Origin of the sequence: Bacillus sp. G16 (assembly GCF_021282335.1) — a bacterium.
GTDB classification, from domain to species: Bacteria; Bacillota; Bacilli; order Bacillales; family Bacillaceae; genus Bacillus; species Bacillus inaquosorum.
Window position 1 is genome coordinate 240234 of the sequence record NZ_JAJSOZ010000005.1, and the last position, 13826, is coordinate 254059.

Below are 13826 nucleotides of genomic sequence, written 5' to 3' on the forward strand. Positions count from 1 at the left end.
AAATGAGTATTATGTAACGGCATCAAACGACAGCTGCTGGGTATTTATGCTTAGCGCTTGTCAGATCTGCGGAATGTTTATTTTAGTGTGGCTGGGGTAGAGTGTTTTATGTAGTCATATTAAGCGGGAGGTTATGAATGATGGGGAAAAACATTGCAGTTGTTTTGACAGATTATTTTGAGGACAGCGAGTACACGGAACCTGCGAAAGCCTTTAAAGAAGCGGGACATGAACTGACTGTTATCGAAAATGAAAAAGGAAAAACAGTAAAAGGCAAGCAGGGGAACGCGGAAGTGACGGTTGACGCGTCCATTGATGACGTAAACCCTTCAGACTTTGATGCGCTTTTGATTCCCGGAGGATTTTCACCAGACCAGCTTCGCGCTGATGACCGTTTCGTTCAGTTTACAAAAGCGTTTATGACTGACAAAAAACCGGTATTCGCCATTTGCCACGGCCCGCAGCTCTTAATCAACGCGAAAGCGCTCGATGGCCGAAAAGCAACAGGCTATACGTCCATTCGTGTTGACATGGAAAACGCGGGTGCCGACGTTGTGGACCAGGAAGTGGTCGTTTGCCAAAATCAATTGGTTACAAGCCGCACACCGGATGATATTCCGGCATTTAACCGCGAATCCCTCGCATTGCTTGAGAAATAGAAAAACGGACGCTCCCGGGCGTCCGTTTTTTTATTTAATTACGGCTTGGAGCAGCCGTCAGTTTTTTGTATCTATAATACAAGAAGGCGGCTGCAGCTGTTCCGATGACTGCTATGCCGAAGTCAAACATAAAGATATGGGCGATGCCTCCCGCTTTTGCGATGAGCCCGGTGGCAATTGGCAACAGAATTGACGCGATGCTTGAAGCGGTCGCTACAATTCCGGTAACGGTTCCTTTTCGCTTCCAGAAAAGCTCTGTCATTAATGTAATGGTAATTTGAAACACACCCGCGGTTGAAAACCCTAAGAAAAAGGCGGTGATGTCCAGCACAATTGGCACATGAACCGTCAGCATGACTGCGAGCGTACATAAAGTAATAACAGGATATAAGAGCGTAATCATGACTGGCTTTACCCATCTGTTCAGCAAAACGGCTAATAATAAAACGGATGTCAGAGATCCTATACTGTAATAGCTCAGCAATTGTACGGATGCTGATTCAGCTAAACCGGCAGCCTTTTGCGCATAGCTCGGGAGCCAGATTTGGGAAACGGTAAATAAAGCCGTTGATGTAAAACCGATAATGATCAGTGCGGTGCCTTCTTTCTGAAAAACGGGTTCAGACAAGAAAGCGGGAGATTCCTGTTGGCCGCTGCTAGTTGGCATCTTCTGTCTCTTAGGAAACGAAAGCGTTGATAAATAAACGATATTCAGCGCGTAGACTGCTGCCGGAAGATAAAAAGCAAATCCGTAAAACAGGCTGTGGTCTGATAAAAATGTGATCAAAAGCGGCAAAAGTGCAGCCCCGACAGACATAAAGGCTTTAACCAAGACATTCGCCGATCCTGAAGCTGCCGGAAAGAGCTCGGTTAAGGCCGGATAGGTTCCGGCGTCCATCGCTGAATTAGCGACTCCGGCTAATAAGGCGAACACAAACGCCAATTCATAGCTCGGTGATAAAGGAATACCGACTAAAAAGACGGCCATAACTCCCGCAGAAGCGACAACAAGCGGCTTTCTTCCGATTTTATCTGATAAAACGCCGGAAATGCCGTATGTCAGCAGCTTGCCGAATCCAATAGCGGCAATCACATAACTGATGCCGGTCGGGTCTGTATTCCACTGTTTCGTTAAAGAGGACATATTGGATGCGAGAATGATATTGACCATTCCGAGAAAGAAGTAGTTGATATACATTCCGGATGCTGTTTTGATAGATGTCGTTTTCATGCTTGTACTCCTTCAAATCTTTTTCGAACATTTGCTGTTTGATGTTATAAACAGATGTCTTGGCCCGTCCGATATTGGAAAGCAAGGGCGCCCTGTTTCATGTTTGGCAGTCTGTATTTCTTAATTCATGACGCCTGTCTTAAGGAAAATTGGTTTTGAGGCAATGATAAAAAAGACTCGCCGAGTTTTCGGCCAGTCTCCATTATTTACGAAGTGAGGCTAGCTCTTGAGCAATCGCCTGCATTTCACTTGGGCTGAATGATTGTTTTTTCATCACCATGCTGTGAAGGTACGTGAGGTCTTCGATCTTTTCATCACTGAAATCCTCCGCTTTAATCACGCCGACGTTCAGCATGTTCAGTTTTTGGGAAATCTCTTCAATCATTTGAGTTAACGTTTCTGTATTTGGGCTGGACAAATGGTTCCATCCTTTCTTTGCGCGATATTGGGTATGTTTTATTCTAACAGAATTCGATCAGAAAAAAACCCTATTCTAAGAGCTGGCTGTTGATTTCAAAAAAGTGGAGACATCAGTTGAAAAGGAAATGAACATCCTACTAAGATATTGATGAAGGTTTCTTTTTAGAGAAATATGGGCAAAGAATAGGGAGGTTGCGCAACATGATAAGCGTGTTATTTGTTTGTTTAGGAAACATTTGCCGGTCTCCGATGGCGGAAGCGATTTTTCGGGACTTGGCAGCCAAAAAAGGATTAGAGGGGAAAATCAAGACGGATTCAGCCGGTATCGGCGGCTGGCACATCGGCAATCCGCCGCATGAAGGAACGCAGGAGATATTGCAGAGAGAAGGAATCAGCTTTGAGGGCATGCTGGCGCGTCAAGTCAGCGAACAGGATCTGGCCGATTTTGATTACATCATTGCGATGGACGCAGAAAATATCGGGAGCCTCAGAAGCATGGCGGGTTTTAAGAACACCTCGCATATCAAAAGGCTCTTGGACTATGTTGAAGATTCAGACCTTGCCGACGTACCCGATCCTTACTACACAGGGAACTTTGAAGAGGTCTGCCAACTAATCAAATCGGGCTGTGAGCATCTGCTTGCATCCATTCAAAAAGAAAAACAATTGTGAGTGAAAGGAGAATTTGCATGAACAACGAACGTTTAATGCTGAAAGGTATATTTCTCGGAGCTGCGGCAGGCGCGGCGTTATCGCTGCTCCATAAGCCGACAAGGCAGGCATGCGGCATGAGATGGCTGACATGCAAGCATAAACTTTCACTGTACAAAAGCAATCCGGAACTGTTGAAAAACACCGTCATCACAAAAGTGGATGAGGCTAAGAAGCTGGCCCAAACGCTGTCAAAGGAAGTCGACTTTGTGAATCAGCAGGTGAAAGAACTGAAGAAAACAACGCCGCAAGTGATGGAGCTCGTACAGCAAACGAAAGAGCATTTTACAAAAAAATAATCAAACATGCGAGGTGAGGCGACATGAATTTTTTAAAAGAGCTTTTCAGCAGATATACCCTTCATGAAGGGCAAAGCAAATCAGCGGAGCTGGCGTATTTTTTTCTATTGTCGTTGTTTCCGTTTTTGATTTTTATGCTGACGCTCACCGCGTATCTTCCGCTTTCTACCGATGATGTTCTGGGAGTTGTCGAACAATATGCTCCCGCCAGTGCGATGTCCCTCGTTGAATCCATTACCCATCAAACCTTAAATAATCGAAATGGCGGTTTGCTGTCATTCGGGATTATCGCGGCTTTATGGTCTGCGTCTAATGGAATGAACGCCATCGTCCGCTCGTTAAATCATGCGTATGATGTGGAGGAAAACCGCTCTTTTATCATTGTTCGTCTAACCTCAATTTTTCTGACAATCGCCATGGTATTTACCATTTTAGTGGCTTTGCTTCTGCCGGTATTTGGTCGGCAGATCGGGATGCTTGCTTCAGACTTTGTCGGTGCGTCGGATCTGTTTTTATCCGTTTGGGAGGCGGTTCGCTGGGGTGTCAGCCCGCTTGTGCTGCTGATCGTTTTTTCCGCCCTGTATGTCATCGCGCCGAACAAAAAGCTGTCCCTCCGCTTTGTCATGCCCGGTGCGGTGTTTGCGACCATCGGCTGGATCGTTGTCAGCACCCTGTTTTCATTTTACGTCAGTACGTTTGCAAATTATAGCGCCACATATGGAAGCATCGGGGGAATCATCGTCCTGATGATTTGGTTTTACTTGAGCGGCATTTTAATTATCCTGGGGGGAGAAATCAACGCTCTTTTACATAAACGTAAAAAGCTTCCTGATGAAAATCCCTATTATTAGTGCACCCTATAAACGAACTTCGGTTCAAAAAGATGTCGGGGGGCTATCGTGATGACCAAACATACGAAAAAAGGCGGAAGCCACAATAAACAAAATTCGAAAAGCAAATCGAGCAATAAAACAAGCGGAAGCGCCAACGGACAAAACGGCTATCATTAGCATAAAAGCCTCCTGACGTCATGTCAGGAGGCTTTTTGATTAGGAAGATGAAGAATAAGTCTCAGCCGGTGACCAGCTTTTGGGTTTGCCCAGGACAAGGGCCAGCCATACAGCGCTAAGCGTAAGGGTAATGAAATAAAACAAGTTTGCGCTTTCAAATGTCTGCATATACCAGCCGCCGGCAATCGGGCCAAGGATGCTGCCGAGACTGAATGTAATGCCGCAAAGCAGGTTCCCCGCCGGCAGCAGGTGGGGCGGAAGAAGATCTGTCATATAGCTGATGCCAAGTGTAAAGGTTGATCCGACTGCCATTCCCGCTATAAAAAAGGAGCAGCCGATCACGAAAGGCAAAGGGAATACGCCGGCGATGAAAAAGCAGAGCGCCCCTGTCAGTAAAATGACAAGCAGCACATTCCGTCGCCCGTATTTATCGCTGAGGATGCCGAGCGGAAACTGAAAGATAATGCTGCCAATCGCAAAAGCGGGAAGGATCAGTGCCACTGCATCTACTGTTATTCCCAGTCGGAGCGCGTACACCGGAAAGCTTCCGTTTAGGGCCGTCTCCAAAAAGCCGTAGCCGAATGTAGGCATAAAGGCAACCCATCCAAACAGCATGGCTTGATAAAACCGCCTGAAACTATTGTCTGATTTGGTTTCGTAAGGACTGGTTTCCGGGTATGCATTTTGTAGAAAGAAAACAAAAAGCCACGCAAACAGACTGAAGCAGCCGGACACGATAAAAGGCAGCGCCGGGCTCAGCTTGACAAGCGGAACCATGAACGGGCCCGCGGCAAAGCCAAGACCGAAGGAAAGCCCGTAAATCGACAGGTTTCTTCCGCGGTTTTGTTTCGATGACATGGAGGTCACCCACGTTTGCGTAGAAAAGTGAAGCATGTGGTCGCCGATTCCGATAAACAGGCGAAGCAGGAACCAGATCCAAACCGACTGAAGCCAAACAAATCCGAACAAGCTTACAATCACAATGCTTCCGCCAATGACGATCAGCGGCTTGAATCCGAGCTTTCTGAGTGGCGCCTCCATAAACGGTGAAGCTAAAAGCACGCCGATGTACAGTCCGGTCGCGTGCAGGCCGTTGATGGCGGCCGATTCCCCATTTGTTTCAAAAATGATCGAGATGACAGGCAGCAGCATGCCTTGTGAAAACCCGGAAATGGAAACGAGCAAAACAAGAATAAAGAAATGAAATCGTGACATCGCGTTTGTTCTCCTTATGTGGAATCTATGTTGATCGTACAATGATTTCCAAAAGCAGGCAACCTGAAAAAAGCCTATATCACAGGTAAACATTTGACCTCGTGTAATCATGATGATTTTTGTGAAGAATAAAAATAAAACAAGTCATATAAAAGGAGCCAACTCACCATGAATCGTATCTTTTTTATTTTAGTAGCTGCGGGGATTCCGCTTTCTGTGATCGGCAGTTTCATGCATTGGCCTTCTGCCATTCTCTTTGCAGTGTATTGCATAACGATTATCGCACTTGCAAGCTATATGGGGAGGGCGACAGAAGCGCTGTCCATCATCGCAGGCCCGCGAATCGGCGGTCTTTTAAACGCCACCTTCGGGAATGCGGTTGAACTGATTATTTCCCTTTTTGCATTAAAGGAAGGCCTGACCGGAATCGTGCTTGCCTCTTTAACCGGTTCAGTGCTGGGGAACCTGCTGCTGGTAGCGGGCCTATCGTTTTTTGTCGGCGGTTTAAAATATAAGCGGCAGGAATTTAATATCCATGATGCGCGCCATAATTCCGGTCTTTTGATTTTTGCCATCATTGTCGCTTTCGTGATTCCGGAGGTATTCTCGGTTGGTATGGGCGACGTGAGCAAGCTCAATTTAAGCATCGGCATCAGCATCATTTTGATTCTGTTGTATGTGGCGGCTCTATACTTTAAGCTCGTCACGCACCGCGGTGTTTATCAGCCGAATCATGCTGCCCAGCATGTGGAAGAGGAGGAGCCGGAATGGTCAGGGAAGGTTGCCACGATTGTTTTGTTTGCCGCAACGATTGCTGTGGCATACATATCCGAAAACCTGGTGCACACATTCCACTCGGTGGCTGAGCAGTTCGGCTGGAGTGAGCTGTTTATCGGGGTCATTATCGTTGCGATTGTCGGTAATGCCGCGGAGCACGCGTCAGCCATCATCATGGCCTATAAAAATAAAATGGACATTGCGGTTGAAATCGCAGTCGGTTCCACGCTGCAAATTGCTATGTTTGTCGCACCGGTTCTCGTCATCTGTTCCATCTTTTTCCCGGTAAGCATGCCGCTTGTGTTTACACTGCCGGAGCTCGTGGCGATGGTATCATCGGTTCTCTTGATGATCGCCATTTCGAATGACGGCGATTCCAACTGGTTTGAAGGGGCGACACTGCTTGCCGCATATATCATTATGGCGATCGGCTTTTTCCTTCTTTAACCTAAAAAAATGATGGATAACAATAAAGCGGGATGAAAAGACTAAGGGAAAATGCCATAGAAAGAGTGATATGATGAAAAAGCTATTTCATTCCACACTTATTGTGTTGTTATTCTTTGGTTTTTTCGGCGTTCAGCCCATCCACGCGGAAAAGCAGTTTAAGGTTCCTAATTCTGTCGCAAGCATTTCAAAGGAAAATACGTATCCAAATGCTTCACAGGATCAGCCGATGCTTCAGCCGAGCAAGCTGGCAAAGGAACTGCTCGATCATTCTGAGGTGAAGATTGAAAATCCGCACCTCATCAAAATGCTGAATGAATCCAACATATCCGGCACACCGCTTGCGGTTGGCTACCGGGCAACAATATTTCTCGGGAAATGGGCGCTCGGCTATGAATCAAATGAAACAGTTGCGAACTGGGAATATAAAAAAATCAACACAAACCGTGCAGATAACCGCGGCGGGAAAGAAACGGCTGAAATGCATTATGCCCAGGAACAGCAATACAAAGTAAAGGGCGGCCTGACAGCTAAGGTTCCAAATGCGGAAGATGTCAAAAGCATGATGATGCTGAAAGCGATGAAAAAAACGAACCTTCCGCTTGCATTTGATACAGTCGTCGGAGCGGGTACAAAGCGGGATCAGATTTATAAAGTCGCTCCTAAAAAAATCGGTTATTTAAATGCATATGCACCGGCTGTGAATGAAAAAGGAAAAGTGACTTACGGAGAAGTGTACTTAGTGCTGAAAGGGAATAAACGAAAACTTGTCGTAAAAAATGTCACGTCACAGGGTATCGGCGCCTGGATTCCGGTTCAAGACCACGTCACGTTTGGCTTTCAGCTTTCCTCACAGCCAAGATAAACAAAAAACTGATTCCAACTCGGAATCAGTTTTTTTATTTATTGCGTTCTCTCGATTCTGACCGCTTCCTCAAGCATTTGCACATTGTTTTGGTACAGCTGGCGAACGAGTACCCGTCTTACTGCAAGGCTGGCACTGAAATAATCATCATCTTTCACCATGCCTTTTACCGTAAATTCGACGCCGCGATTGATTTTATTCAATGCGGTGATTCCGTGGATTTGAAACGGTTCTGTCGGATTGCCGAATTCATCCCGCTTCAATGAATCCCGAAGCTCTTCATTCAGCATGTCACATGCCTCTTCCAATACGCTGTACACGCGGTCCGGATCTTCTTTAAAGCTGATGAGAAAGGATTCGGTAATCCGCATAAAATCGATATTATAGTTCTCTATCTGTCTGACCTCACCGTTGCTGATGGTGAGAAGCTTCCCGCTCCATTCCCGGATTTGCAGAGAGCGAAGGCCGATTTCTTCCACTGTCCCGTTAAACAAATTGTTGACGGTGACATAATCGCCTTTGTGCAGCTGGCGTTCATAAATTAAGAACACACCCGCCAGCACATCCTTAATCAGCGATTGGGCGCCAAAACCGATCACGATACCGGCTACGCCAGCCCCGGCTAATATTTTGCCGAAATCATGCACAAATAAAGAAATAACGTAAAAGATAAAACCAATCGTCGCCGTATACTGGGTGACAGAACGGACAAGGCTTTCAATTGTTTTTTCTTTTCTTTCTTCAATAAAGTCCGTCCGTTTAAAAAATAGCTGCACCAATCGGTTGATGATAAAGACACCGATCCAAAGGATAACGGCAACGAGGAGAATATCGACGATTTTATTCTGAAAAATCTCCGTAAGTGTTTCTTCCATCCGCATCTAACTCCTGGCTTGACGTTTTGTGAAATCTGTATTCTGATAATAACTGTTTTTGACGAGAACATTCGGCCCGAGGCATCGGACATTCGGGCAGTGGCAATTCAGTTCTTTCGCAAGCTTGGTCTCTCTCCATTTTTCATAGGCGGAAGGGAGGCTGTCCGTCTGAATATTGCCAAGCGGCGGTGTATCGCCGAAATCGGTCACGATAATGTTTCCGTCGAAAATGTTCACATTCAGGCGGGAACGGCCGTCAGGGTCATTTCTCACCGTGACGTTTTTCGCCGCGCGAAGCCGGCGAAGCAGCTTTTGATCCTCTTCGTCTGAACTGCAGGCATAAAACGGAAGTGTCCCGAAGAGCATCCACGTATTTTCATCACGAATATCCAGCAAGCGGTGAATGGCCTGTCTCATCTCTTTCAGGCTGAGAGATTCAAGAGCGCTTGCGAAATCGCTCGGATACATCGGATGGACTTCGTGACGCTGACATTTCATATCTTCTGTGATTTGGCGGTGAATATGCTCAATATGAGGAAGTGTGCGTTTATTAAGCATTGTTTCCGCAGATACCATCACCCCGGCTTCCACAAGCGTGCGGCTGTTTTCGATCATTTTTTCAAAATAACGCGCGCGCTGTTCGAAGGTGGGTTTTCTGTCCATCATGGCAAATCCGATCTCAGCAAAATCCTCAACTGTACCCCAGTTATGAGAAATATGAAGCACATCAAGATACGGAATAATCCATTCGTATCGTTCAATATCAAGGGTCAGGTTGGAATTGATCTGCGTCCTCACACCCCGTTCATGGGCGTATTTCAATAATGGAACGACATATTCCTTTACTGATTTTAACGAAAGCATCGGCTCTCCGCCTGTAATACTGATGGATCGCAGGCGCGGGATTTCCTCCAGCCGTTTTAACAGAAGATCTATTGGCAGAGCATTCGGGTCTTTAGGCTGCAATGTATAGCCTACAGCGCAATGCTCGCATCTCATATTGCACAGTGTCGTCGTTGTGAATTCAACGTTTGTCAGCTGCATTTCGCCATACTGCTCAACATCCATATAGGCTTCCCAAGGGTCAAACTCGGGTGTAATCGGACGCAGCTTCGTGTTTTGTGTCATGACTATCTAACTCCTTTATAAATGGGGCATACTAACGCTGCCAACAGTTAATTTTAGACCTGAATTGACAAGTTCGCAAGTAGCGGAGCGATTGAAAAACGGCAAAAAATGAGCTACCATAATAAAAAATGAATGGAGGAACAGAATGGGGAACGCAGTAAACAATAAGGACCAGCAGCTAGATTATTTGAAGAACAGACTTGATATGTTTATGAACGTCATCGATTCATTAGACCCTGAAGCAACCGACGTTGAAGATATAGATAGGCTTATCAGCATGCTTGATGACCTGGAAGCCAAATACGAACGCTTTAAAAAAGATTGGGAATAAAACCGCGCATGCCGCGGTTTTTATATTGGCATAAAGCGTCAGTATAAAACGAAGGACCTATCTGTAAAATAAGAAAAAATGCAGAAGGAGCGCTGGCCATGAAGTGGATGTGTTCAATATGCTGCGCTGCCGTCTTGCTTGCCGGGGGCGCAGCACAGGCGGAAGCGGTGCCGAATGAGCCGATTAACTGGGGCTTTAAACGAAGTGTCAATCATCAGCCGCCTGATGCCGGGAAGCAGCTGAACAGTTTAATTGAAAAATATGACGCGTTTTATTTAGGCAATACAAAGGAAAAAACGATTTACTTAACGTTTGATAACGGCTATGAAAATGGCTATACGCCAAAAGTGCTTGATGTCTTAAAAAAACATCGCGTAACAGGAACGTTTTTTGTCACAGGGCATTTCGTAAAGGATCAGCCTGAGCTGATCAAACGAATGTCAGATGAAGGGCATATTATCGGCAACCATTCCTTTCACCATCCGGATTTGACGAAAAAAACAGCTGACCAGATTCAAGACGAACTTGATTCCGTCAACGAAGAGGTCTATAAAATTACGGGAAAGCAGGACAACCTGTATCTGCGCCCGCCCCGCGGCGTGTTCAGTGAGTATGTGCTGAAAGAAACGAAACGCTTAGGCTATCAAACCGTTTTCTGGTCGGTCGCTTTTGTTGATTGGAAAATCAACAACCAAAAAGGGAAGAAATATGCCTACGATCATATGATCAAGCAGGCGCATCCAGGAGCCATTTACCTGCTTCACACCGTATCGAGGGACAATGCCGAAGCTCTGGATGATGCGATCACAGATCTGAAAAAACAAGGCTATACATTTAAAAGCATTGATGATTTGATGTTTGAGAAAGAGATGAAGCTGCCGTCTTTGTAACAAGAAAGCCTCTCCTTAAACGGAGAGGCTTTTCTCATTACTTTATACATTTAATCAGTGCAGCCCAATCCAGATCTCCGAAGCCTTTTTCAATCCCGCTTTCAAAATGGCTCTTGGCCAGCTCGGCAAGAGGGAGGTTTGCAGAGACTCGTTCTGCGGCGGCGAGTGCCAGATTGGTATCCTTGAGACCTAAGGTCATTTTGAAACCGGCCGGCTCAAATTTCTGCTCGGCCATGATGGTTCCGTAATTTTGATAGACAGGAGAGCCAAAGAGCGCGCTGGCGATTTCTAAAAATTGTTTTTGTTCTAAGCCGTACTTTTCCATCAGTAAGAATGATTCAGATAATGCCTCAAGCATAGACACGAGCAAGAAATTGATGCTGATTTTGGCTGCATTTGCAGTCTTGCTTTCATCGCCGACGTCAAATACCTGCTGACTCAGGCTGTCAAGCAGAGGCTTGGCTGTTTGCTTCGCTTCCGCCGGCCCGGCTGTTATGATGCGGAGCGCGGCTTTGGCGGCGGCATCCGGCCTGCCGAGCACAGGAGCGGCGAGGAAGGATTGTCCTTTCTCCGCATGAGCTGCTGCGAGCTTTTCTGAGAACTCAACACTGATCGTGCTCATCGAGATGTGAATGCCGTTCTCTGCTAATCCTTCAATCAATCCGTCTTCTCCAAATGTCACGGCGCTGACAGAATCGTCATCTGAAAGCATCGTTATGACAATATCAGCGGACTCTGCCGCCTGTCGCGGCGTGTCAGCTGCCTGTGCGCCTTCTGATGCAAGTTCTTCCGTCTTTTGTTTCGTTCGATTATAAACAGTCAATTTGTAGCCTGCTTGAAGCACATTTTTGGCAATGGGCTGTCCCATATTGCCGAGTCCGATGACAGCGATTTTCAATCTGATCACTCCCTGAATATTTTTTCCATTATAAACAAAAGAACATGATCTGCCAACATAAAAAGAACAGCTTCACGCTGTCCTCATTTAAATATATTGAACCATCCTTTATGTACAAACCATATCAGCATCCCGATCACAAGCGCGGTCATAAGGCCGAGCACGGCAAAATATCCGTATTTCCAATGCAGCTCCGGCATGTTGTCGAAGTTCATGCCGTATACCCCGGCGATAAAGGTGAGCGGAATAAAAATGGTTGACACGATCGTCAGTGTCATCATAATCGCGTTCATCCGGTTTGAATTCAGTGTCACGTAGCTGTCGCGCAAGTCGGACGTCATGTCACGGTTGGATTCCACAATCTCAGACAATTTTAACAAATGATCGTATATGTCACTGAAGTAGGCTTTCGTTTCCCGCTGCTCTTTCACATGGTCTAGGCTTAAAATCCGATAGAGCAAATCACGCATTGGAATAATTGTCCGTCTCAAGTGCAAAAGGTCTGTCCTGAGATCAAACACCTCATTCATCAGTGTTCCGTACGTTTTGTGGGGCCGGCTTTCTTCAATTTCGTTTAGCCGGTCTTCAATTTTGTACACGAGAGGAAAATACTCATCAACAAGCTGATCCATGATCATATAAGAAATGTGCCCAGGCCCTTTTTTAAATATGTCGGGTGAAGCATACAATCGCTCCCGGACTTTGGCGATACCGGGTGTTTCGTGTAAATGAAAGGTGACGACAAATCTTTCGCCTTGAAAAATATCGACTTCTTCCATCTCAAGCGTTTCGTGGTTCAGCGCATGAATCACGTAAAAGCGATAGCCGTCATAATGGTCAAGCTTCGGCCGCTGCATATGCTGGAAGCAATCCTCTATGGCAAGCGGATGAAAATGAAAAAAATCTCTCAATAACGCCGTTTCCGTATCCTCCGGGCCGTAAAAATCAACCCAGTACCATGCAATATCAGGCTGTTCCACACGTTCGATCGGTATATTTTTCAGCAGCTGATGCTCTGTTGTAATTGCGGTAATGTTGATCATAAACAACCCTCCACCTGCCATTATATCATGCGGCCTTTATGAGAAAAGTATACGGTGTTCTCTGCCAATTTCCAGCGGCGTGTTATACTGAACAAAAAACGGAAAAAGGGTGGATTGCATGTGGAAGGAAAACGTATCTGTCACGCCTCCGTACCATTTTGACCGGGTGTTGGACAGACTGTCTTTAGATCCCCTCAATGCGGTAGATAAAGAAGCGCGGGAAATCCGCGTGCCGATCAGAAACCAGGCGGGGGACGTGTGTATTGTGAAGGTACAGGCATTAGGCCATGCGGCCGAGCCTGAGTTTCTCGTCAGCGGGGAAACGGATCAGGATGAGATGATGAAGGAAATCAAGCGGATTTTTCAATGGGAACATGATTTGCAGCACGTTCTCGATCATTTTTCGAAAACGAGTCTGTCCGCCATTTTTGAAGAGCATGCAGGCACGCCGCTTGTACTGGACTACAGCGTGTACAACTGCATCATGAAATGCATCATCCACCAGCAGCTCAATCTTTCCTTCGCTTACACGTTAACAGAACGGTTTGTCCATGCGTTTGGCGAGCAGAAGGACGGCGTGTGGTGCTATCCAAAGCCAGAAACGATTGCGGAGCTCGATTATCAGGATCTTCGCGATCTGCAATTCAGCATGAGAAAAGCGGAATACGCCATTGATACATCAAGGATGATCGCAGAAGGCACACTCGACTTGTCAGAGCTTCCGAATATGACGGATGAAGACATTATGAAGAAGCTGATCAAAATCAGAGGCATCGGCCCGTGGACCGTGCAAAACGTCCTCATGTTCGGCCTTGGACGCCCTAATTTATTCCCGCTTGCCGATATCGGTCTCCAGAATGCGATCAAACGTCATTTTCAGCTGGACGATAAGCCGGCAAAGGATGTCATGCTGGCAATGAGCAAGGATTGGGAGCCTTACTTAAGCTATGCGTCTCTGTATTTGTGGAGGAGTATCGAATAATTCGTCTGACAATGAAGGAAATCCTGCAAACGTGTTATACTAGAA

General features: G+C 46.2%; 16 protein-coding genes. 9 read left to right on the plus strand and 7 right to left on the minus strand.

Annotation, left to right across the window (positions count from 1 at the left end; translation table 11 throughout):
• Positions 1-140 precede the first annotated feature (140 nt).
• Positions 141-659 carry a general stress protein 18 gene (yfkM, locus tag LWH95_RS08255; protein WP_133489000.1) on the plus strand — a complete coding sequence of 173 codons (519 nt, stop codon included), beginning with the start codon at positions 141-143 and terminating at the stop codon, positions 657-659.
• Between the two features lie 34 nt (positions 660-693).
• On the opposite strand, the gene LWH95_RS08260 is transcribed toward yfkM, so the two are convergent.
• Positions 694-1890: an MFS transporter gene (locus LWH95_RS08260; protein WP_232919310.1), complete on the minus strand. Its 1197-nt coding sequence runs from the start codon at positions 1888-1890 to the stop codon at positions 694-696.
• 202 nt (positions 1891-2092) lie between these two features.
• Complete coding sequence (locus LWH95_RS08265; protein WP_003223104.1) at positions 2093-2308, minus strand: DUF1128 domain-containing protein; 216 nt, start codon at positions 2306-2308, stop codon at positions 2093-2095.
• A 203-nt stretch (positions 2309-2511) separates the two neighbouring features.
• Between LWH95_RS08265 and yfkJ the strand changes: the two genes are divergently transcribed.
• From yfkJ to LWH95_RS08280, 3 genes are read left to right on the plus strand one after another with little or no spacing between them, the layout of a single operon-like run.
• Positions 2512-2982, plus strand: coding sequence for a protein-tyrosine-phosphatase (gene yfkJ, locus LWH95_RS08270; RefSeq protein ID WP_003239845.1), 471 nt, complete (start codon positions 2512-2514; stop codon positions 2980-2982).
• Between the two features lie 17 nt (positions 2983-2999).
• On the plus strand, positions 3000-3320 hold the full coding sequence (locus LWH95_RS08275) for a hypothetical protein (RefSeq protein WP_088111325.1): 321 nt from the start codon (positions 3000-3002) through the stop codon (positions 3318-3320).
• Positions 3321-3343: 23 nt separating this feature from the next.
• The gene (locus LWH95_RS08280) at positions 3344-4171 is read left to right on the plus strand and encodes a YihY family inner membrane protein (protein WP_019257785.1); all 828 of its coding nucleotides are present in this window, start codon (positions 3344-3346) and stop codon (positions 4169-4171) included.
• Between the two features lie 198 nt (positions 4172-4369).
• Here LWH95_RS08280 and LWH95_RS08285 read toward each other — a convergent pair whose 3' ends face one another.
• Positions 4370-5545, minus strand: coding sequence for an MFS transporter (locus LWH95_RS08285; RefSeq protein ID WP_084990678.1), 1176 nt, complete (start codon positions 5543-5545; stop codon positions 4370-4372).
• Positions 5546-5713: 168 nt separating this feature from the next.
• Here LWH95_RS08285 and cax point away from each other — a divergent pair, with 168 nt between their 5' ends.
• Both cax and LWH95_RS08295 read left to right on the plus strand, forming a co-directional pair.
• Entirely contained in the window at positions 5714-6769 is a 1056-nt protein-coding gene (cax, locus tag LWH95_RS08290; protein ID WP_003239837.1) for a calcium/proton exchanger, read from the plus strand.
• A 70-nt stretch (positions 6770-6839) separates the two neighbouring features.
• On the plus strand, positions 6840-7634 hold the full coding sequence (locus tag LWH95_RS08295; RefSeq protein ID WP_003239835.1) for a YfkD famly protein: 795 nt from the start codon (positions 6840-6842) through the stop codon (positions 7632-7634).
• 38 nt (positions 7635-7672) lie between these two features.
• Here the strand turns inward: LWH95_RS08295 and mscC are convergent, their stop codons facing one another.
• Positions 7673-8515 carry a mechanosensitive ion channel protein MscC gene (gene mscC, locus LWH95_RS08300; protein WP_080010752.1) on the minus strand — a complete coding sequence of 281 codons (843 nt, stop codon included), beginning with the start codon at positions 8513-8515 and terminating at the stop codon, positions 7673-7675.
• A complete protein-coding gene (yfkAB, locus tag LWH95_RS08305; protein WP_019257789.1) occupies positions 8516-9637 on the minus strand; it encodes a radical SAM/CxCxxxxC motif protein YfkAB in 1122 nt (373 codons plus the stop codon). It abuts the gene before it with no gap.
• Between the two features lie 145 nt (positions 9638-9782).
• Between yfkAB and LWH95_RS08310 the strand changes: the two genes are divergently transcribed.
• Entirely contained in the window at positions 9783-9968 is a 186-nt protein-coding gene (locus LWH95_RS08310) for an SE1561 family protein (protein WP_003239829.1), read from the plus strand.
• Between the two features lie 98 nt (positions 9969-10066).
• Complete coding sequence (pdaA, locus tag LWH95_RS08315; protein WP_060398171.1) at positions 10067-10858, plus strand: delta-lactam-biosynthetic de-N-acetylase; 792 nt, start codon at positions 10067-10069, stop codon at positions 10856-10858.
• A gap of 37 nt (positions 10859-10895) precedes the next feature.
• Here the strand turns inward: pdaA and LWH95_RS08320 are convergent, their stop codons facing one another.
• Positions 10896-11756, minus strand: coding sequence for an NAD(P)-dependent oxidoreductase (locus LWH95_RS08320; RefSeq protein WP_232919311.1), 861 nt, complete (start codon positions 11754-11756; stop codon positions 10896-10898).
• Positions 11757-11839: 83 nt separating this feature from the next.
• Positions 11840-12799: a magnesium/cobalt transporter CorA gene (gene corA, locus LWH95_RS08325; RefSeq protein ID WP_232919312.1), complete on the minus strand. Its 960-nt coding sequence runs from the start codon at positions 12797-12799 to the stop codon at positions 11840-11842.
• Positions 12800-12917: 118 nt separating this feature from the next.
• On the opposite strand from corA, the gene LWH95_RS08330 reads away from it, so the two are divergent.
• Positions 12918-13781: a DNA-3-methyladenine glycosylase family protein gene (locus LWH95_RS08330; RefSeq protein ID WP_232919313.1), complete on the plus strand. Its 864-nt coding sequence runs from the start codon at positions 12918-12920 to the stop codon at positions 13779-13781.
• The last annotated feature ends 45 nt before the right edge of the window (positions 13782-13826 follow it).